At 74.1% G+C, this 19,858-nt stretch carries 15 protein-coding genes and 2 pseudogenes; 10 read left to right on the top strand and 7 right to left on the bottom strand.

Translation table 11 applies throughout. From position 1 onward, the window contains the following. Positions 1-47: 47 nt before the first annotated feature. Positions 48-990: pseudogene (locus VSR01_RS08460) on the top strand (ROK family glucokinase). 101 nt (positions 991-1,091) lie between these two features. Continuing rightward, positions 1,092-1,850 carry an endonuclease/exonuclease/phosphatase family protein gene (locus VSR01_RS08455; RefSeq protein WP_326448638.1) on the top strand — a complete coding sequence of 253 codons (759 nt, stop codon included), beginning with the start codon at positions 1,092-1,094 and terminating at the stop codon, positions 1,848-1,850. A gap of 55 nt (positions 1,851-1,905) precedes the next feature. Here VSR01_RS08455 and VSR01_RS08450 read toward each other — a convergent pair whose 3' ends face one another. Then, the gene (locus tag VSR01_RS08450; RefSeq protein ID WP_326448637.1) at positions 1,906-2,415 is read right to left on the bottom strand and encodes a hypothetical protein; all 510 of its coding nucleotides are present in this window, start codon (positions 2,413-2,415) and stop codon (positions 1,906-1,908) included. Continuing rightward, the gene (locus VSR01_RS08445; protein ID WP_326448636.1) at positions 2,408-3,235 is read right to left on the bottom strand and encodes an alpha/beta hydrolase; all 828 of its coding nucleotides are present in this window, start codon (positions 3,233-3,235) and stop codon (positions 2,408-2,410) included. The genes VSR01_RS08450 and VSR01_RS08445 overlap by 8 nt, the downstream gene beginning before the upstream one ends. 158 nt (positions 3,236-3,393) lie before the next feature. On the opposite strand from VSR01_RS08445, the gene VSR01_RS08440 reads away from it, so the two are divergent. The 5 genes from VSR01_RS08440 to VSR01_RS08420 all read left to right on the top strand — a co-directional run bounded on the left by VSR01_RS08440 (position 3,394) and on the right by VSR01_RS08420 (position 8,080). Continuing rightward, on the top strand, positions 3,394-4,104 hold the full coding sequence (locus VSR01_RS08440; RefSeq protein WP_326448635.1) for a lysophospholipid acyltransferase family protein: 711 nt from the start codon (positions 3,394-3,396) through the stop codon (positions 4,102-4,104). 15 nt (positions 4,105-4,119) lie between these two features. Then, a complete protein-coding gene (macS, locus tag VSR01_RS08435; RefSeq protein WP_326453558.1) occupies positions 4,120-5,496 on the top strand; it encodes a MacS family sensor histidine kinase in 1,377 nt (458 codons plus the stop codon). After that, complete coding sequence (locus VSR01_RS08430; protein WP_326448634.1) at positions 5,493-6,230, top strand: response regulator transcription factor; 738 nt, start codon at positions 5,493-5,495, stop codon at positions 6,228-6,230. Before macS ends, VSR01_RS08430 begins: the two co-directional genes overlap by 4 nt. Before the next feature lie 69 nt (positions 6,231-6,299). Next, entirely contained in the window at positions 6,300-7,328 is a 1,029-nt protein-coding gene (locus VSR01_RS08425) for a 6-phosphofructokinase (protein WP_326448633.1), read from the top strand. A gap of 110 nt (positions 7,329-7,438) precedes the next feature. Then, the gene (locus tag VSR01_RS08420; RefSeq protein ID WP_326448632.1) at positions 7,439-8,080 is read left to right on the top strand and encodes a uridine kinase family protein; all 642 of its coding nucleotides are present in this window, start codon (positions 7,439-7,441) and stop codon (positions 8,078-8,080) included. Positions 8,081-8,170: 90 nt separating this feature from the next. Here VSR01_RS08420 and VSR01_RS08415 read toward each other — a convergent pair whose 3' ends face one another. Both VSR01_RS08415 and VSR01_RS08410 read right to left on the bottom strand, forming a co-directional pair. Then, positions 8,171-10,165: a chorismate-binding protein gene (locus VSR01_RS08415; protein WP_326453557.1), complete on the bottom strand. Its 1,995-nt coding sequence runs from the start codon at positions 10,163-10,165 to the stop codon at positions 8,171-8,173. Positions 10,166-10,470: 305 nt separating this feature from the next. Further along, on the bottom strand, positions 10,471-12,801 hold the full coding sequence (locus tag VSR01_RS08410) for an N-acetylmuramoyl-L-alanine amidase (RefSeq protein WP_326448631.1): 2,331 nt from the start codon (positions 12,799-12,801) through the stop codon (positions 10,471-10,473). A 731-nt stretch (positions 12,802-13,532) separates the two neighbouring features. On the opposite strand from VSR01_RS08410, the gene VSR01_RS08405 reads away from it, so the two are divergent. Together VSR01_RS08405 and VSR01_RS08400 are read left to right on the top strand one after the other, a co-directional pair. Further along, positions 13,533-14,882, top strand: a complete 1,350-nt coding sequence (locus tag VSR01_RS08405; protein WP_326448630.1) for a class II 3-deoxy-7-phosphoheptulonate synthase — start codon at positions 13,533-13,535, stop codon at positions 14,880-14,882. A 190-nt stretch (positions 14,883-15,072) separates the two neighbouring features. Continuing rightward, complete coding sequence (locus tag VSR01_RS08400; protein ID WP_326448629.1) at positions 15,073-15,306, top strand: (2Fe-2S)-binding protein; 234 nt, start codon at positions 15,073-15,075, stop codon at positions 15,304-15,306. A 134-nt stretch (positions 15,307-15,440) separates the two neighbouring features. On the opposite strand, the gene bfr is transcribed toward VSR01_RS08400, so the two are convergent. Then, entirely contained in the window at positions 15,441-15,926 is a 486-nt protein-coding gene (bfr, locus tag VSR01_RS08395; RefSeq protein WP_326448628.1) for a bacterioferritin, read from the bottom strand. 218 nt (positions 15,927-16,144) lie between these two features. Between bfr and VSR01_RS08390 the strand changes: the two genes are divergently transcribed. After that, positions 16,145-16,777, top strand: coding sequence for a sulfite oxidase-like oxidoreductase (locus VSR01_RS08390; protein WP_326453556.1), 633 nt, complete (start codon positions 16,145-16,147; stop codon positions 16,775-16,777). Here VSR01_RS08390 and VSR01_RS08385 read toward each other — a convergent pair. After that, positions 16,774-17,733, bottom strand: a complete 960-nt coding sequence (locus VSR01_RS08385) for a deoxyribonuclease IV (RefSeq protein WP_326448627.1) — start codon at positions 17,731-17,733, stop codon at positions 16,774-16,776. The two genes, VSR01_RS08390 and VSR01_RS08385, sit on opposite strands and share 4 nt — an antisense overlap. Positions 17,734-17,781: 48 nt before the next feature. Then, positions 17,782-19,844 (bottom strand): annotated as a pseudogene (gene pknB / locus VSR01_RS08380) (Stk1 family PASTA domain-containing Ser/Thr kinase). Between the last annotated feature and the right edge of the window lie 14 nt (positions 19,845-19,858).

Here is a 19,858-nt window from a genome sequence, read left to right as displayed (position 1 = left end):
TCCGGTACGGTTCTCTTAGCGGGGAACGACCGAAAACCGAGGGACACATGGGACTCACCATCGGCGTCGACATCGGCGGCACCAAGATCGCGGCCGGAGTGGTCGACGAGGAAGGCTCGATCCTCGAAACCGTGAAGGTGCCGACACCGTCGACTCCCGAAGGCGTCGTGGACGCGATCGTCGAGGCCGTACGCCAGGTCAGCACGGGTCATCAGATCGAGGCCGTCGGCATCGGCGCCGCCGGCGACGTCGACGACAAGCGCGCCACCGTCCTCTTCGCGCCCAACATCAACTGGCGGCACGAAGCGCTCAAGGACAAGGTCGAGCAGCGCGTCGGCCTGCCGGTGGTGGTCGAGAACGACGCCAACGCCGCGGCGTGGGGCGAGTACCGCTTCGGCGCCGGCCAGGGGCACTCCGATGTGATCTGCATCACACTCGGTACGGGTCTGGGCGGCGGCATCATCATCGGCAACAAGCTGCGCCGCGGCCGGTTCGGCGTCGCCGCCGAGTTCGGCCACATCCGGGTGGTCCCCGACGGCCTGCTGTGCGGCTGCGGCAGCCAGGGCTGCTGGGAGCAGTACGCCTCCGGCCGCGCCCTGGTCCGCTACGCCCGGCAGCGCGCCGCCGCCACTCCCGAGAACGCCGCGGTGCTGCTGGCGCTCGGCGACGGCACCCCGGACGGCATCGAGGGCCTGGCACGTCAGCGCCGCCGCCCGGCAGGGCGACCCGGTCGCCGTCGACTCCTTCCGCGAGCTGGCCCGCTGGGCCGGCGCGGGCCTGGCCGACCTGGCCTCGCTCTTCGACCCCTCGGCGTTCATCGTCGGCGGCGGCGTCTCGGACGAGGGCGAGCTGGTCCTCGACCCGATCCGCAAGTCCTTCCGGCGCTGGCTGATCGGCGGCGAGTGGCGCCCGCACGCGCAGGTGCTGGCCGCGCAGCTGGGCGGCAAGGCCGGACTGGTCGGCGCGGCGGACCTGGCCCGCCAGGGCTGACCGCGGGCACGGCGCGGGCGCGCGGCGTCCGCACGGCGCGGCACCGCGGGCGCGGGCGTACGGCAGGCACGGTAGAACGAGGAGCGGGGAGCGGGGAGCGCGTGGAGGAACTGCCGGAGTCGGCGACGGAGCCGGACGGCTCGGCCGTCGTCCGCGTCCTCAGCTACAACATCCGCTCCATGCGGGACGACACGGCGGCGCTGGCCCGGGTGATCCGCGCCTGCGCCCCCGACCTCGTCCTGGTCCAGGAGGCGCCGCGGTTCTTCCGCTGGCGCAAGTCCGCGGCCCGGCTGGCGAGCGCGACCGGCCTGTTCTACGCCACCGGTGGCGCGCCGGCCACCGGTCCGATGATCCTGGTGTCGCCGCGCGCGCACGTCGAGCGCACCGAGGACGTCCTGCTGCCGCACACTCCCGGCCTGCACCGCAGGGGGTTCGCCACGGCCGTGCTGCGGATCGGGGGTGCGCGGCTCGGCGCCGTCTCCGCGCACCTCTCGCTCGACGCGGGCGAGCGCCTCGCCCAGGCCGGGCTGCTGCTGGAGCGCGTGGCCGCGCTGGGCACGCCGCACACGGTCGTCGGCGGCGACATCAACGAAGGGCCGGGCGGGGCGGCGTTCCGGCGCATCGCCGGGACGCTCACCGACGCGTACGCGGCCGCGCCGTGGGGCGGGGAGTTCACGTCCGAGGCGGCGGCGCCGCGGCAGCGGATCGACGCGGTCTTCGCCTCGGGCGCCGTCGAGGTCCTGGGGTGCGGTGTGCCCACCGCGGCGGCCGGCGTCGCCCCCGCGGACTTCGCCGCCGCGACCGACCACCTCCCGGTCCTCGCCGCGGTCCGCGTCCCCTCCTCGTCAGCTCGGCGCTGAGCCCCGCGCCCCCTGAAAAGCGGGGCAACGCTCAGCGCGGAGCCGGCGGGTGGGGCTAGACGACGGCGCCGCCGCCGGGGAGGTCGTCGTCGTCCTCGTCCGTGCGCATCCGCGCAACCAGCGTCGCGAACCCGCCCAGGAACCCGCCGACGCCGACCACCACGGCCCACCACGTCAGGTCGAGCTGGAAGAGCACGAACGCCAGCAGCAGCAGCGGCCCGCCGAGCACCGCGATCCACGCGAACTTGGTGGTGACGTCCGCGTCCGGCAGCGGGGGCGGCTCGGGCGGCTCGTAGTGCGCGTCCTCGTCCTCCTCCAGCTCGAAGTCGCGCGGCCCCTGGATCACCGGGTGGATCACGATGCTCCGGGTGGGCGGCGGGGGCAGCGGCTTCGGCTCGGGCAGCGGCGGCACCGGGTCCCGGCCCTCCGGGACGTTCTCCGCCTCCGGCCAGGACGGCTCCGTGCCCGGCTCGGGCTCCTCGTCGAAGCCCGCGACCAGCGCCGCCCACGCCGCGTCCTCGTCCAGCGGCGCGGCGCCCTCGTCCTCGCGGTCGGGGTCAGCCACCTGTGCCCTCCTCGGCGACGGCCGTGCCCTCCTCGTGCCTACCGTTCTGTCTGACGCCCGCCGCCGGCGCCACGTCCCGCGACAGCCGGCGGACGAAGTCGTAGGACTCCGTGAAGATCCGCTCGGCGTCGTGGTCGAGCGTCGCCACGTGGTGGCTGCGCTCCAGCACCCGCTCGGTGACGTCCAGGGACGAGACCCTGGCGAGCACCACCGCCGAGTTCGACGGGTGCACGACGTGGTCGACCCTGCTGTGCAGGAGCAGCAGCGGCTGCGTGACCTGCGGCAGCGCGGGACGTACCGTGCGCCACAGGGAGGTCAGCGAGTGGACCGCGTGCAGCGGCGTGCGGTCGTAGCCGATCTCGGTGGAGCCCTCCAGCGCGATGTCGCTGGCGATGCCCGCCACCGACGGCACCAGGTGGCGCAGCACCGGCACCGCCTTCAGCAGCGGACTGTCCGCTTTGACCGACGGGTTGACCAGGATCAGCCCGCTGATCGCGGTGCCGTGCTTCTGCGCCAGCCGCAGCGCCAGCGCGCCGCCCATCGACAGGCCCGCGACGAACACCCGGGAGCACTGCGCCGACAGCCGCGCCAGCTCGCGGTCCACCTCGGCGTACCAGTCCTGCCAGCCGGTGACCTGCATGTCCTGCCAGCGGGTGCCGTGGCCGGGCAGCAGCGGGACGGAGACCGTCAGACCGCGTTCTGCCAGGTACTCGGCCCAGGGCCGCAGGGACTGCGGGCTGCCGGTGAAGCCGTGGCAGAGCAGGACGCCGGTCTCGCCGCCTTCGTGGCGGTACGGCTCGGCTCCGGGGATGAGCGGCACCGTGGATTCTCCTGTTCCGGGCGTTCCGGGGCGCCAAGGCGCCGACGCGAGGCGTTGCATGGTCGGACAGTTCAGCGTACGCGGCCGTCACACGCAGGGGTAAGCCCCACCGGCCCTCCGGGGCGTTAAGGTCATTGCGTCGGAAACAGGAGGCACGGTTGTTCTACGGCGCGATGAAGATCGTGATCGGCCAGCCCATCAAGGCGGCCTTCCGCCCGTGGGTCGAGGGTCTGGAGAACATCCCCGCCCACGGCCCGGCGATCCTGGCGAGCAACCACCTGTCGTTCTCCGACTCCTTCTTCCTGCCGGCGGTGCTCGACCGCAAGGTCACCTTCATCGCCAAGGCCGAGTACTTCACCTCGCCCGGCATCAAGGGCAGGCTGACCGCCGCGTTCTTCAAGGGCGTCGGGCAGCTGCCGGTGGACCGTTCGGGGGTGCGCGGCGCGGGCGAGGCCGCGGTCAAGGACGGCCTGGCCGTGCTGGAGCGCGGCGAGCTGTTCGGCATCTACCCCGAGGGCACCCGCTCGCCCGACGGCCGGCTCTACCGGGGCAAGCCCGGCGGCCTGGCCCGGGTGGCGCTCGCCTCGGGGGCGCCGGTGATCCCGGTGGCGATGATCGACACCGAGAAGGTGCAGCCGGTCGGCCAGGTGATGCCCAAGTTCAGCGTCCGCCCCGGCATCAGGATCGGCCGCCCGCTGGACTTCAGCCGCTACCACGGCATGGAGAGCGACCGCTTCATCCTGCGCTCGGTCACCGACGAGGTGATGTACGAGATCATGAAGCTCTCCGGCCAGGAGTACGTGGACATCTACGCCACCGCCGCCAAGCGCCAGATCGCCGAGGCGGCCAAGCGCGCCGCGGAGGGGTGAGGCGTGGCCGCGCGGATGTCGGTCGAGCAGCCGCTGTGGCGGGCGCTGACCGCCTACCGCGTGCTCACCATGGGCTACGCGGTGGTGCTCTACGTCCACTCCTACCGCGCGCTGCGGCACCCGCTGCCCGGCGGCTGCTACATGGCGCTGCTCGCGGTGTGGACGCTGGCCACGCTCGGCCGGGTCAGGAACGCCGAGCGGTGCACCCGGCCGTTCCTGGCGGCGGACATGGCCGTGGCGGTCGGCGGCATCCTGCTCACCGGCTGGGTCGACACCGCCGGCCGGATCGAGTCGGGCGCCTTCACGCTGCCGTCGATCTGGACGGCGGGCGCGGTGCTCGCGTACGCCCTCAAGGGCGGCTGGCGCTGGGCGGCGCTGGCCTCGACGCTGGTGGCCGTCGCCGACCTGGCCGAGCGCGGCACCCCCAGCCGCGACACCGTGCACAACGTCATCCTGGTGTGGGTGGCGGGCGTCGCGATCGGCTACGTGGTCGAGGTGGCCCGGGCCAGTGAGCGCACCCTGGCCCGCGCGCTCCAGATCGAGGCCGCCACCCGCGAGCGCGAGCGGCTGGCCCGCGACATCCACGACGGAGTCCTCCAGGTGCTGGCGATGGTCCAGCGGCGCGGGGTGCGGGCCGGCGGCGAGGCGGCCGAGCTGGGCCGGCTGGCCGGCGAGCAGGAGGCGGCGCTGCGGGCGCTGATCACCGGCATCCCGCCGCACCCGGGCGCTCCGGGCGGCCCGGCCGGCGGGGGCGCCTCGGCCCGCCGGGACGGCGCGGACGGTGCGCACGGCCGCGACGGCTCAGGCGGCTCAGGCGGCTCCGGCGTCGTCAGCGGCGTCGGCGCCCTGGACGCGGCCGACGGCCCGCAGGACCTGCGCGTCCTGCTCGCGCCGTACGCGGCGTCCTCGCGTGTGACGCTCTCCGCGCCCGGCACGCCGGTGTGGCTGGACGCGCGGGACGCGGCGGAGCTGACCGCCGCGGTCGGCGCGGCGCTGGACAACGTACGGCGGCACGCCGGGGACGGCGCGCACGCGTGGGTGCTGGTCGAGGACGAGCCGGACGCGGTGCTGGTGTCGGTCAGGGACGACGGCCCCGGCATCCCGGAGGGCCGGCTGGCCGCGGCCGAGCACGAGGGCCGGCTCGGCGTCGCGCAGTCCATCCGCGGCCGGCTGCGCGACCTCGGCGGCAGCGCGGACCTGGTCTCCGTACCGGGCCAGGGCGCCGAGGTCGAGCTGCGGCTGCCCCGCCCCGCGGACCGCACCGGGCATACCGGGCACACCGGGCACACCGGCCGGACCGGCCGGACCGGGCGTACGAAGACCACCGGCACCACCCCCGCCGCGGACGCCGCGGCGGCTTTCGGCGACTCGAACGGGAGAACAGGGCGATGACGCTCGGCAGCGCGACACCGGGGGAGGGCGGCGAGCCGCCGGTGACGGTCATGGTCGTCGACGACCATCCGATGTGGCGGGACGCGGTCTCCCGCGACCTGTCCGAGGCCGGCTTCCACGTGGTGGCCGGCGCCGGCGACGGCCCCGAGGCGGTGCGCCGGGCCCGCGCGGCCCGCCCGCAGGTGATGGTGCTCGACCTCAACCTGCCCGGCGCCTCCGGGGTCCAGGTGTGCAAGGAGGTCGTCGGCCACGACCCGGCGCTGCGGGTGCTGGTGCTGTCGGCCAGCGGCGAGCACCAGGACGTACTGGAAGCGGTCAAATCCGGGGCGACCGGCTACCTGCTGAAGTCCGCGGGCCGCGACGAGCTGGTGGACGCGGTGCGCAGGACCGCGGCGGGGGACCCGGTGTTCACCCCTGGCCTGGCCGGACTCGTCCTCGGCGAGTACCGCAGGCTGGCCACCGAGCCGCCGCCGGCCGCCGCGAAGGACGGCCCGGCCGCGCCCCGGCTGACCGAGCGCGAGACCGAGGTGCTGCGCCTGGTCGCCAAGGGCCTGAGCTACAAGCAGATCGCGCAGCGCCTGGTCATCTCGCACCGCACCGTGCAGAACCACGTGCAGAACACCCTCGGCAAGCTCCAGCTGCACAACCGCGTGGAGCTCGTCCGGTACGCGATCGAACGCGGCCTGGACCGGCCGGGCGCCGGCGAGGACGGCGACCAGGGCGGCGACATGTGACCCAAGTCACGCTAGCTTGGCGGAGGTTGCACATCCGGCACAGCTGGCTTGCGACGAAGGGAAGAGTCCATGCGGGTCGGAGTTCTGACCGGCGGCGGAGACTGCCCCGGCCTCAACGCGGTCATCCGCGGCATCGTCCGTAAAGGCGTCCAGGAATACGGCTACGACTTCATCGGCTACCGGGACGGCTGGCGCGGCCCTCTCGACGGGGACACCGTCCGTCTCGACATCCCCGCCGTCCGCGGCATACTCCCGCGCGGCGGCACCATACTCGGCTCCTCGCGCACCAATCCGCTCAAGGTCGAGGGCGGGGCGCCGCGGGTCCAGGAGAACCTGGCGGCCGACGGCGTCGACGCGCTCATCGTGATCGGCGGCGAGGACACCCTCGGGGTGGCCGCGCGGCTCTCGCGGGATCACGGCGTGAGGTGCGTCGGCGTCCCCAAGACCATCGACAACGACCTGTCCGCCACCGACTACACCTTCGGCTTCGACACGGCGGTCAACATCGCCACCGAGGCCATCGACCGCCTGCACACCACCGCCGAGTCCCACATGCGGGTCCTGGTGGTGGAGGTGATGGGCCGGCACGCCGGGTGGATCGCGCTGCACTCGGGCCTGGCCGGCGGCGCCAACGTCATCCTCATCCCCGAGCAGCGCTTCGACCTGGAGCAGGTGTGCGCCTGGGTGGAGAGCCGCTTCAAGATCCGCTACGCGCCGATCGTCGTGGTCGCCGAGGGCGCGATGCCGGTCGACGGCGACATGGTCCTCAAGGACGGCACCCTGGACTCCTTCGGCCACGTCCGGCTGTCGGGCATCGGGGAGTGGCTGGCCAAGCAGATCGAGAAGCGCACCGGCAAGGAGGCGCGCACCACCGTGCTGGGCCACGTCCAGCGCGGCGGCACCCCCAGCGCCTTCGACCGCTGGCTGGCCACCCGCTTCGGGCTGCACGCCATCGAGGCGGTCCGCGACGGCGACTTCGGCACCATGGTCGCCCTGCGCGGCACCGACATCGTGCGGGTGCCGATCGGCGACGCCACGGCCGCCATCAAGACCGTCGACCCGGGCCTGTACGCCGAGGCCGGGGTGTTCTTCGGATAGCCACGCCGGAACCGGCGCTTGCCGCAGTCGATCTCCTCGCCCTACCATCCCTGCACCCGGCTCGTCCGGCCGCTTCGTTTTTCCTTGAGCACCTCGAAGGAGCGCCCGGTATGGCGGGTGTGGCAGCAGGGCAGCACGTGCCCGTACTGGCGGTCGCAGGCGGCACCGCGTCCGGCAAGTCCACCCTTGCCGACGCGCTGGCGCGGCACCATCCGGAGGCCGTCGGCCTCCTGCACCTGGACGACTTCTACGCCCCCGCGCACGATCCGCGGCGGGGGGTGCGCACCCTCAGCGCCACCGGCGCCGAGACGCTCGACTGGAACCACCCGGGGTCCATCGACGAGGCCGCGGTCGCCGAAGCCGTCGACGCGATGACCCGGGCCGGACGGCACCGGCTGGTCGTCGTCGAGGGCCTGTTCGCCCTCACCCTCGCGGCGGTGACCGGCCGAGCCTCCTGGCGGGTCTACGTGGACACGCCGGACGACATCCGGCTGGCCCGGAAGATCCTCCGCAAGATCGAGGTCCAACGGCAGGACCCGCGGATCTCGCTGCTGAACTACCTGTCCAGCGGGCGGGAGCGGCACGCCGCGCACGTCGCCCCCTCCCGCTCGCTGGCCGACCTGGTGGTCGACGGCACCGCCGACGAGTTCACGATGATCGCCGAGGTGCTCGCGCTCATCGGTCCGGTGCTCGCCGAGCCCGTCGGCGCGGAACTGCCGGTGCACGCGGGCCAGTTCGGCGAGACCGCGTAGCCGCCGCGGGCCCCGCGGACCGGCGCGGGCCCCGCGGACCGGCGCGGGACCCGCGCGCGGTCAGTCCCGCGCCAGGTGCGGACGGGCCCGCTACGCGCGGTCGGCGACCGGCCCGGCCGGGACCGCCACCGCCGCCAGCAGGTCGGCGACGATCGCCGCGCCGCCCAGCGTCAGCACCGACTCCGGGTGGAACTGCACGCCCGCGAAGTGCGGCCCGCGCAGCGCGTGCACGTCCCCGGTGGCCGGGTCGCGGCTCACCTCGATGCCGTGCAGGGCGAGTTCGGCGGTCACCGCGTCGTCGCAGCGCGCGGTGAAGGAGTTGTAGAAGCCGACCGTCTCCGGCCGCCCGAACAGATCGATCGTGTGCTGCGCGCCCTGGTGCGGCTCGGCCTTGCGGACCAGGTCGAGGCCGAGTTCCGCGGCGATCAGCTCATGGCCCAGGCACACCCCGAGCAGCCCGCCGCGGCCCGCGCCGACCGCGGCGCCCGCCGGCCCGGACGCCCCCGGCTCGCCGTCCGCCCGGGCCGGCGCGCGGGCCGCCAGCAGGTCCGCGGCGAGCGAGCGCAGCAGCCGCATCTTGGGGTCCGAGGTGTCCGCCGGGTCGCCGGGGCCGGGTCCCAGCACCACCGGCCCGCGGTGCGCCAGCGCCGCCCGCCGCAGCCCCGGCTCGTCGTAGCGCCGCACCGAGACTTCCAGGCCGGCCGAGCGCAGCACGTGCGCGAGCATCGCGGTGAAGGTGTCCTCGCCGTCCACCACCAGCGCGTGCCCGGCATCGCCCGGACGCTCCGGGGCGGCCTGCATCCGCAGCCAGAACGGCGCGAGGCGGGCCCGGCGGGCGTCCAGCGCGGCCCGCACCCGCACGTCGTCGGCCAGCCGCCCGCGCGGCCCGGCCGGCCGTGCCGCGGGCGCCGGACGCACGCCCAGCGCGGTCAGCACGCCCGCCGCCTTGGCGTGCGTCTCGGCCACCTCCGAGGCCGGGTCGGAGTGGCGCACCAGCGTCGCGCCCACCGGCACCTTCAGGGCGCCGTCCGGCGCGATGTCCGCGGTGCGGATGAGGATCGGCGAGTCCAGCGTCTGCGCGCCCGCGCCGTCCCGGCCGATCAGCGCCAGCGCGCCCGCGTAGTACCCGCGCCCGGCGTCGCCGGGGCCGCGCGGCTCGTGCCGCTCGATCACCCGGCAGGCGTTCTGCAGCGGCGACCCCGTGACGGTCGCGGCGAACATCGTCTCGCGCAGCACCTCGCGCACGTCCAGCTCGGTGCGCCCGCGCAACTCGTACTCGGTGTGGGCGAGATGGGCCATCTCCTTCAGCCGCGGGCCGACCACGACACCGCCCAGCGGGCAGATCGCGGACATCATCTTCAGCTCCTCGTCCACCACCATGGTCAGCTCCTCCACCTCCTTCGGGTCGTGCAGGAACGCCAGCAGGCCGTCCGGGTCCGGGCCCTGCGGCGGATAGCGGTAGGTCCCGCTGATCGGGTTCATCACCACCGTGCCGCCGCTGACCCGCACATGGACCTCGGGGCTCGCGCCGACCAGCGTGCGGCGGCCGGGCACGTGCACCACGTACGTCCAGTACGCGCCGCGCTCGCCGCGCAGCAGCCGGCCGAACAGTGCGAGCGCCGCGTCCGGCCCGTGGTCCGGCACGACGCCGCGGAAGGTGCGGCGGATGACGAAGTTCGCGCCCTCGCCGCTGCCGATCTCCTCCTCCAGCACCCGCCGCACCACCCGCGCGTACGCCTCGTCGGTCACGTCGAACGCGCCGCCCTCCACCCGCACCTCGCGCCGCGGCAGCGCGTCCAGCAGCCCGGCCAGCGGCACGTCGAGGACCTCCTCGGGCCGCAGCACCAGCAGCGGCGCGCCGTCGTCGGGCACCTCGAAGCCGCGTTCGCGGATCTGCCGGTAGGGCACCACGGCCAGCGCGTCCACGGCCGCCCGGCCGCCGTCCGGGACCCCGGCCGGCAGCGGGATGTCCGCCAGCAGGTCCACCTCGCCGACCGGCCCGACCAGCACCTCGACCACGCCCTCGGGGCGGCCGGGGGAGCGGCGGTGCAGCAGCGCGAACGGCGTGCGGTCGGCGGCCAGCAGCCGCTCGACGAGAGCGGCGGCCTCGGTGGGAGCGGCAGGTGCGGCGGGCTCCGCGGGCTCGGCGGGCGCGGCGGGATCGGTGGTCCGTGACACGGGCGGTGGTCCTTCCTGGGCGGGGAAGGGGCGGCCGGGCCGGGAAACGCCGAAGGCCGCCCCTTGGGGGGCGGCCTTCGCGGGAGATGGATACGCGCGATGCTCAGTGGGCCGCCCGGGGAGCGGTCCACCACCAGTTCTGGTGCGAGATCGGATCGGCCTGCGGGGCCGGCAGCGCGTTCATGCCGCCGACCCTACCGCAGCCGGCCGGCTCAGCTGAACAGGTTGTACTGGTTCCAGCCCGTGCCGATCTTCAGCCGGGAGCCGTACGGAGCGGTCGCGCTGCCGGTGCCCGGGTGGACGTAGAGCGTGCCGTCCGAGGTGCGGGCCAGGATGTCCGGCTTGCCGTCGCCGGTGATGTCGCCGACGCCGAGGATCTTGGTGTACGACTGCCAGCCGGTGCCCGCCTTGGTGCGGGTCAGGTACGGCGAGGCGGGCTTGCCGGTGCCCTGGTAGAGCCACAGGGTGCCGGACGCGTCGCGGACCAGCAGGTCGGCCTTGCCGTCGCCGGTCATGTCACCGGGGCTGATCAGGGCGTTGTACTGCTGCCAGCCGGTGCCGATCTTGGTGCGGGCGCTGAAGTGCGTCGCGGTGTCCGCGCCCGGGTGGTAGTACAGCGTGCCGGTGGAGTCGCGGACCAGCAGGTCGCCCTTGCCGTCGCCGTTGACGTCACCGCCGCCGAGGATCAGGTTGTACTGGTTCCAGCCCGTGCCGACCTTGCTGCGGCCGGTGAAGGGCTTCGATATGTTCCCCGACGCCGTGTAGTACCAGAGGGTGCCGGTGGAGTCGCGGCCCACCAGGTTGCCGGTGCCGTTCGCGCGCAGCGGCGTGGTCCGGGTCACCTGGTTGTAGGTGTTCCAACCGGGCCCGACCTTGTAGCGGCTCAGGAACGGCGCCGCGGACTTGCCCGTGCCCTGGTACTGCCACAGGTTGCCCGAGGAGTCGCGCACCATCAGGTCGCTGCGGGTGGCGCCGCTGTCCGGCGTGGTGCTGGTGGACAGCACCACATCGCTCGCCTTCACCCAGGCGATCCGGTGGTTGAACTGGATCGGGTAGAACTGCTGCGTCCCGGAGACCAGCGTGCGGTCGCCGGCCGCGGTGCCCGCGTAGGTGCCGGCGTAGTAGTAGTCGCCGGCCGCCTCGGGCCCGGCGAGCGCGTACGCCTGGCCCTGGCCGAGCGGGACGCCGTACTTGGTCAGCGGGTCGTCGTTCTTGGCCTGCACGGGCACGCCGGTGCCGGAGTACGCGGCCTGCTCGGGGTAGGCCCGGCCGTAGACGGGGATGTAGCCGCTGGTGCCGGCCTTGGGCTTGACGACGGTCTGGCCGGTGGTGCCGACCGGCGCCGTCCACTGGCCGCCGGGGTTGTAGAACCACAGCTTCTTGCCGGCGTACCAGATGGCCGTCCAGTCGTTGCCGGACGTGCCGGCGACCACGTACTCGCTGCCGGTCACCGCCTTGTCCGCCCAGTTCGAGCCCTCGCTCCACGCCGGGCCGGTGCCCAGATACGGGTCGGTGTTCTTCGCGCCGGAGGTGGAGGCCGAGGTGTAGAGGTAGACGAAGTTCGCCGGGTGCGCGGCGAACGCGGTCCCGCCGTTGGTCAGCGTGGGCTGGTTGGCCGTGGTGTACGGCGGCACGATCCGCACCAGCTGCCCGGTCTTGAGCACCCCGCCGGCGCCCTGGTCGCCCTGCGGGACGCCCATCAGCGCCATGTAGTGGTTCCAGTCCCAGTACGGTCCCGGGTCCCAGTGCTGCGAGGCGACGTTCGGGTCCAGCACGCCCGGGACCTCGTCGTGGCCGATGATGTGCTGGCGGTCCAGCGGCACGTGGAACTTCTGGGCCAGGTACTTCACCAGCGTCGCGGACGTCTCGTACTCCTGCTCGGAGTACCAGGAGCCCGCCTTCATCGCGTAGCCCTCGTCCTCCACGCCGATGGAGTGCATGTTGACCGTCTTGTTGGCCGCGTGCCACGCCTCGTCCTTGTTCTGGACCATCTGCGTGACCCGGCCGTCGTCGGCCACCAGGTAGTGGGCGCTGGCGTAGACCGCGGGGTTCTGGAACTCCTGGATGGAGCCCTCGTACGAGCCCTCCATGTCGTGCACGACGATGTAGCGGATGTCCTCGGCGCCCGCGGCGGGCGGCCCGGCGACCCGGTTGGCCGGGTTGTAGTTGCCCCAGTCGTCCGTGGCCGAGCCGTTCAGCTTGAACGCGGCCGGCACCCAGGCGCAGCTCAGCGTGCTCGGGCAGTCCGCGGTCACCGCAGCGGTCGTGGCGTCGGCGGCCTTCACCGTCAGCGCCTGCCTGCCGACCTTGACCGGCTTCACCGACGGGTCGGCCGGCAGCACGACCTGCTGGCCGTCGTCGGTGACCCGGGACTCGCCGGTCCTGATCGAGGCGAACACGCGCTGCGCGAAGCGGTCGGCCGCGCCGGCGTCGGGGGACTGGCTGTAGCGGGCGACCGCCGGGTACCAGCGGCCGGCGTCCGCGGGCAGCGACCCGTACGCCTCCTTCTCCCACTGCGCGAGCAGGGCCGCGGCGCCGCGCACGCTCTGCCGGCTGTCGCTGCGCAGCTCGTCGGCGGACGCGCCGATCAGGTCGGCCGCCGCGTCCAGGGTGTGCAGCCGCGGGTCGGAGGTGTCGACCTGCGCCGGGTCCGCCTTGAGCGCCCGGGCGGCGTCGAAGTGCCAGGCTGATCGCCGGGTCGCCGCTGAGGTTCATCTCGGCCAGCCGGTCCGCGGCGGCCGGCTGCTCCAGGTCCTGCGGGCGGACCTGGGTCAGGCCCATCACGTTGTAGTTGCCGGTGGCGCTCGGCTTCCCGGCGTGCGCGTCCCACAGCGTCTGCCGGTACGAGACCGCCATCAGCACGCTCTGCGGGACCTTGAACTCCTGCGCGGCCGACGCGAAGTCGGCCTGCAGCGCGGAGGATGCCGAAGCGGCCTCGGCGTCGGCGCCGCCCCCTCCCGGCGACGCCATGGCGAGCGTGCCGTACGTGGCCAGCGTGGCCAGCACGGCGGCGCCGGCGCCGTACGCGATCAGCGACGTACGCCTGCGGTGTCTGTTGCGGTTCCTGCTGCGTGACACGGGTGAGACCCCGGCTTTCCGGCACGCCCGCAGGCGCACCCTCCCCTGCGGCAGCCCCCCGGTCGGAGACCGCCCCCGAAGCCGCAGACGTTAGCAGTGACCCCACCGGTTCCCGGGACCGGCCTCGCGCGTCCCCGATGTCTCACCCTCTGGGCGGACGGCGGATCGGGCGACCGGACCCCTTAACCTGGTGACCGTGACCGTGAACGCACCCACCCAGACCGGTGGCAACACCTGGCACGCTCTCCCCGCGGCGCAGCAGCCCGAGTGGCCCGACCCCGAGGCGCTGCGCGATGTGATCGCCGACCTCGCCTCGTATCCGCCGCTGGTGTTCGCGGGCGAGTGCGACCAGTTGCGCGCCCGGCTGGGCGCGGTCGCCAAGGGCGAGGCGTTCCTGCTCCAGGGCGGCGACTGCGCCGAGGCGTTCGACGCCGTGGGCGCCGACCAGATCCGCAACAAGCTCAAGACGCTGCTGCAGATGGGGGCGGTGCTCACGTACGCCGCCTCGGTGCCGGTGGTCAAGGTCGGCCGCATCGCCGGCCAGTACAGCAAGCCGCGCTCCAAGCCCACCGAGACCCGCGACGGCGTGACGCTGCCGACCTACCGCGGCGACTCGGTGAACGGCTTCGAGTTCACCGAGCAGGCCCGCATCCCCGACCCCGAGCGGCTGAAGCGGATGTACCACGCCTCCGCCTCCACGCTGAACCTGGTGCGCGCCTTCACCACCGGCGGCTACGCCGACCTGCGCCAGGTGCACGCCTGGAACCAGGACTTCGTCAAGTCCTCGCCGTCCGGTCAGCGGTACGAAGCGCTGGCCCGCGAGATCGACAACGCGCTCAACTTCATGGCGGCCTGCGGCACCGACCCCGCGGAGTTCCGCACCGTGGAGTTCTACGCCTCCCACGAGGCGCTGCTGCTGGACTACGAGTCGGCGCTGACCCGCACCGACTCGCGCACCGGCGAGCTGTACGACGTCTCCGGCCACATGCTGTGGATCGGCGAGCGCACCCGGCAGCTGGACGGCGCGCACATCGAGTTCGCCTCCCGCATCCGCAACCCGATCGGCGTGAAGCTCGGCCCCGGCACCACCCCGGAGGAGGCGCTGACGTACATCGAGCGCCTGGACCCGGACCGGGAGCCCGGCCGGCTGACCTTCATCGTGCGGATGGGCGCGGACAAGGTCAGGGACAAGCTGCCGACGCTGGTGGAGAAGGTCACCGCGTCCGGCGCGCAGGTCGTCTGGGTGTCGGACCCGATGCACGGCAACACCTTCGAGGCCGCCTCCGGGCACAAGACCCGCCGCTTCGACGACGTGCTCGACGAGGTCAAGGGCTTCTTCGAGGTGCACCACGCGCTGGGCACCCACCCCGGCGGCATCCACGTGGAGCTGACCGGCGACGACGTGACCGAGTGCGTCGGCGGCGGCGACGAGATCTTCGTCGACGACCTGCACCAGCGCTACGAGACCGCGTGCGACCCGCGGCTGAACCGCAGCCAGTCGCTGGACCTGGCGTTCCTGGTCGCGGAGATGTACCGGGGGCAGTGACCCCGGCGCGGTGACCCCGGCGGCGGGGCGGCGGCCCGGCGGCGGGCGCGGACCCGCGGCCGGGCGCGCACCCGCCCGAGAAGGGGCGCGGATCACACCGGTCCGCGCCCCTTGTCGCTTTTCCGTACCGGGGACGCCGGGTAAGGTGAGGTTTACCTCAGTCCCTCGGGCCCCGGATGGCGGTGACCGCGTGTACGTCTGCTCCTGCTTCGGCATCACCGAGCAGCAGGTCAAGCAGCACTCCGACAGCGGCCGCTGCACCCCCCGGCAGATCGCCTCGGCCTGCAAGGCGGGCACGGACTGCGGGTCGTGCGTCAAGCGCATCCAGGCGCTGCTGGGCCGAGGCGCCGGCTGCGCGACGGCCACCCGGCTGGAGCAGACCCCGGCGGCGGCTCCGGCGCTCCCGGACACGCGGGCCGCCTGAGCGCGCGGTCCGGTCCTCGCCGCTCAGCCCGCTCGCTCAGCCCTCGCCGCTCAGTCCTCGCCGCTCAGCCCTCCCCGCTCAGCCCTCCCCGCTCAGCCCTCCCCGCTCAGCCCTCCCCGCTCAGTCCTCGCCGCTCAGTCCTCGCTGTCGGGCTGCGCCACCAACTGCGCGATGTACAGCGGCTCGCCGAGCTTCTCCACCAGCTCCAGCTGCGTGTCGAGGTAGTCGATGTGGTGCTCCTCGTCCTCCAGGATCGCCTCGAACAGCCGCGCCGAGGTGATGTCGCTCTTGCTCCGCATCAGCTCGATGCCGCGCCGCAGCCGGTCGATCGCCTCCACCTCGACCTGCTTGTCGGCCTGGAACATCTCGGTGACGGTCTGCCCGACCCGCACGTGGAACAGCCGCTGGTAGTTGGGCAGGCCCTCCAGCAGCAGGATGCGGTCGGTGATCAGCTCGGCGTGCCGCATCTCGTCGAAGGACTCCGACCGGGTGTACTTCGCGAGCTTCACCCAGCCGAAGTTCTCCTGCATCTTCGCGTGCAGGAAGTACTGGTTGATCGCGGTCAGCTCGGCGGTCAACTGTTCGTTGAGGAACTCGAGCACCTCGGGGTCGCCCTGCATGGCAACGCCGTCCTTCCCTGGGAGTCCTGCGGGCGGTCCGGTCCGCGCGACCGCGCGCAATGGTCGCCCGCATCCTCGCACCGGCGGTGCCGGTCTTCCAGTAAGCGGAGGCTTACATTCAGTTGCGGCCGGGACGTGGCTGGGGCGCTGTCCGGGACGCGGCTGGGGCGCTGTCCGGACGCGGCCGGGATGCCCTGGTCCGAAGCACTGCGCCCGGTCTGTCACCATGGACGCATGGGCCAGGTGCAGCGTCGCGAGGGGGAGCAGCTCCCCCGGGGCAGCGGCTCCAGCACGGCTGGCCGGTGACCCACTACGGGCCGGTGCCGCGGTTCCGCCCCGACCGCTGGGAGTTCCGGGTCTTCGGCGCGACCGCCGACGGCGACAAGACCTGCTGGAACCACGAGGAGTTCGCCGCGCTGCCCTATGCCACGGTGGTCGCCGACTTCCACTGCGTCACCAAGTTCTCCATGGTCGGCATGGAGTGGGGCGGCGTCTCCGCGTCCACCGTCGTCAAGCTCGCCCCGCCGGCCGAGAACGTCACGCACGTCATGGTCTGGGCCGAGTACGGCTTCTCCTCGAACCTGCGGATCGAGGACTTCCTCGACGACTCGTCGATCTTCGCGACCCACCAGGGCGGCCAGCCCCTCACCGCCGAGCACGGCTTCCCGGTCCGCCTCGTCGTCCCCCGCCTCTACGCCTGGAAGGGCCCCAAGTGGGTGCGGGGCGTGGAGTACATGACCGCCGACCGCCGCGGCTTCTGGGAGGAGCGCGGCTACCACAACATCGGCGACCCGTGGAGCGAGCAGCGCTACTCCTACCAGGAGGAACCGGGCGACGGCCCGGAGCTCTAGGGGCCGGTCGGGCCCGCCGGGTCCGCCGGCCCGGCGGGGTGCGCGGCGGGTTCGCCGGGTCCGGCCGCCGCGCCGTCGGGAGCCTCGCGCAGCGACTTCAGCAGCTTCACGTCCGCGGCGTGGCCCTCGGGGCCGCCGGGGGTCTCGATCACGAACGGCACGTCGCGCGTCGCGGGGTGCCGCAGCAGACCGGCGAACGCGTCCGCGCCGATCAGACCGGGCCCGATGTTCGCGTGCCGGTCGCGCCGGGAGCCGCGCGCGCCGACCGAGTCGTTGGCGTGCACCAGCCGCAGCCGGCCGGGCCCGGCCACCGCGGTCAGCTCGTCCAGCAGCCGCTCGGCGCCGCCCGGCGCGTCCAGGTCGTGGCCGGCCGCGAAGGCGTGACAGGTGTCCAGGCACACCCCCACCCGCGGATGCCGGTCCAGCGCGTCGAGGTACGGGCCCAGGTCCTCGGCCAGCGAGCACAGCGAGAAGCCCTGACCGGCGGTCGGCTCCAGCAGCAGCCACGGGTCGTCGTCGTGCGTCAGCTCCTCCAGCAGCGGCAGCATCCGCTCCCGTACCTGCGCCAGCGCCGCCGCGCGGGTACGGCCGCCGGTCGCTGAGCCGGTGTGCACCACCACCCCGCGCGCGCCGATCGCCCGCCCGCGCCGCAGCGAGTGCCGCAGCGAGGCCACCGACAGCTCGGCGGTCGCGGCGGTGTGCGAGCCGACGTTGATCAGGTAGGGCGTGTGCACGTACGCGGGGATGCCGGAGGCGGCGCAGCGCGCCCTGAACCGCTCGTCCTCCGCCGGATCGCCCGGCCCGGTCGCCCAGCCGCGCGGGTTGGCCACGAAGACCTGCACGGCCTCCGCGCCGATCCGCTCGGCGTACGCCAGCCCCTTGGCGGCGAGGCCGCCGGCGACCGGGACGTGGCCGCCGACGGGGTTGCGCGGCGGCGCGGGCGGCGTGAGTGGCACGGGCGGCGCGGGTGGCACGGACGGCGCGGGCACGGGCTGCGGCACGGGTCAGCGCACCCACAAGGTGATCGTCGCGCCCTTGGGCGCCTGGCCGCCGCCGTCCGGGGACTGGCTGAAGACCGTGTCGCCGAAGAACAGGTTGATCACCCGTACGTCGAAGCCCGCGTCCTGGAGGATCTGCTTGGCGTCGTCCGCGCTCTTGCCCGTCACGTCCGGCACGTCGAACTTCTGCCGGCCCTTGGACACCGTGATCGTCACGGTCTCGCCCTCGCCGGCCTGCTCACCGGCCTTCGGCGACTCCAGCGCGACGGTGTCCTTGTCGGCGTCGTCGGAGAACACCTTGTCCGGCGCGAGCACCACGTCCAGCCCGGCGTCCTCCAGGTCCTGCTGCGCCTCCGGCACGCTCTCGCCGATCACGTCCGGCACGTCCACCGGGGCGCCGCGGGAGACCGTGATCGCCACCGGGGTGCCGGGGGAGCGGTTCGTGCCGTCCGCGGGGTCGGTGGCGACCACCGCGCCGCGCGGCACGTCGTCGCTGAAGTCCTGGGTGACGGTGCCGGGGGTCAGCCCGGCCGCGCGCAGTGCCTCGCGCGCGTCGGAGAGCGTTTTCCCGGCGACCGGCGGCACCGTCACCAGCCGCGGGCCCTTGGACACCGTCAGCGTCACCGAGCCGTTGGAACGGATGCGCTTGCCCGGCGCCGGGTCGGTGGCGACCACGCTGCCGCGCGGCACGGTGAGCGACCAGTCCTGCCGCACCGTCGAGTCGAGCCCCGCGGCGTGCAGTTTGCGCTCGGCGTCGGCCTGCGGGAGCGACAGCACCGCGGGCACCTTCGTGAACTGGCCGTCGGTGATGTACCACACGCCGGCGCCGACGCCGAGCAGCACCAGCAGCGCGACCAGCACGGCCAGCGGCCCGCGGCGGGCGTGCGGCACGGTGGCGTGCGGAGCCTCGTCGACGGTCGCGGGCGGCAGCAGCAGGCGGGTGGTGCGGTGCAGCTCGTCGGGGGCGGTGGCAGAGCCGGAGGCGGCGGCGGTCGCGGGAGCCGGGGGAGGACGGTCGTCGCGTCCAGCGCGGCGGCGGGGGCGACGGGGACAGCGGCGCCGGTCCGCGGATCGGCGGGTGCGGAGCCGGGGGAGCGGGGATCGGCGGGTGCGGAGCCGGGGGAGCGGGGATCGGCCGGCGGCGCGTCGGCGGGTGCGGCGCCGCGCGGCTGGAGGTCCAGCTCCGCCGGGCTCAGCGCGGCGCGCGCCTCGCGCACCTCGGCCAGCAGGCGCACGGCGTCGGCGGGCCGGTCCCGCGGATCGCGCGCGGCGGCCCGCGCCACCAGCGCGTCCAGCCGCGGCGCCAGGCCCGGCACGGTCGCGGAGGGCGCCGGGACGTCGTCGTTGACGTGCTGGTAGATCACCTTCATCGGCGTGTCGCCGTCGTACGGCTTGCGGCCGGTCAGCATCTCGTAGAGCACGATCCCGCACGCGTACACGTCGGTGCGCTGGTCGACGGTGCCGTGGCCGATCTGCTCGGGCGCGAGGTAGGAGACCGTGCCGAGCAGCGCGCCGGTGCTCGCGCTGGTCTGCGTGTCGACCGCCCTGACCAGCCCGAAGTCGGCGACCTTGACCCCGCCGGAGTCCCCTATCAGGACGTTCTCCGGCTTCATGTCCCGGTGCACCAGGCCCGCGCGGTGGGCGGCGCCCAGCGCGGCGAGGACCGGCTCCAGGATGTCCAGCGCGGCGCGCGGCGGGAGGGCGCCGCGCGCACGCAGCACGTCGCGCAGCGTGCAGCCGGCGACGTACTCCATCGCGAGGTAGACGTACGGCCCGTCGGTGCCCTGGTCGAACACCCCGACCACGTTCGGGTGGGACAGCCGCGCGACCGCCTTGGCCTCGCGGATGAAGCGCTCCACGAAGCCGGTGTCCGCGGCGAGGGCCGGGTGCATCACCTTCAGCGCGAGCTCGCGGTCCAGGCGCAGGTCCACGGCCCGGTACACCGTCGCCATCCCGCCGACGGCGATGCGGCTGTCGACCCGGTAGCGCCGGTCGAGCGTCTGCCCGACGAGCGGGTCTTCCACGGTGATGTCCACGACGTCCGATTCTACGAGGGCGGCTCGGTCCATTCGGGTCGACGCGT

The organism is Actinacidiphila sp. DG2A-62, assembly GCF_035825295.1.
GTDB lineage: Bacteria > Actinomycetota > Actinomycetes > Streptomycetales > Streptomycetaceae > Actinacidiphila.
The sequence above is the reverse complement of the archived record's forward strand: the minus strand, read 5'-3'. Positions and strand labels throughout refer to the sequence as shown.

Bases quoted from the DNA above. Each gene is read 5' to 3' on its own strand.
- macS (WP_326453558.1), top strand. From the start codon at position 4,120: ATGTCGGTCGAGCAGCCGCTGTGGCGGGCGCTGACCGCCTACCGCGTG.
- VSR01_RS08430 (WP_326448634.1), top strand. From the start codon at position 5,493: ATGACGCTCGGCAGCGCGACACCGGGGGAGGGCGGCGAGCCGCCGGTG.
- VSR01_RS08425 (WP_326448633.1), top strand. From the start codon at position 6,300: ATGCGGGTCGGAGTTCTGACCGGCGGCGGAGACTGCCCCGGCCTCAAC.
- VSR01_RS08420 (WP_326448632.1), top strand. From the start codon at position 7,439: ATGGCGGGTGTGGCAGCAGGGCAGCACGTGCCCGTACTGGCGGTCGCA.
- bfr (WP_326448628.1), bottom strand. From the start codon at position 15,926: ATGCAGGGCGACCCCGAGGTGCTCGAGTTCCTCAACGAACAGTTGACC.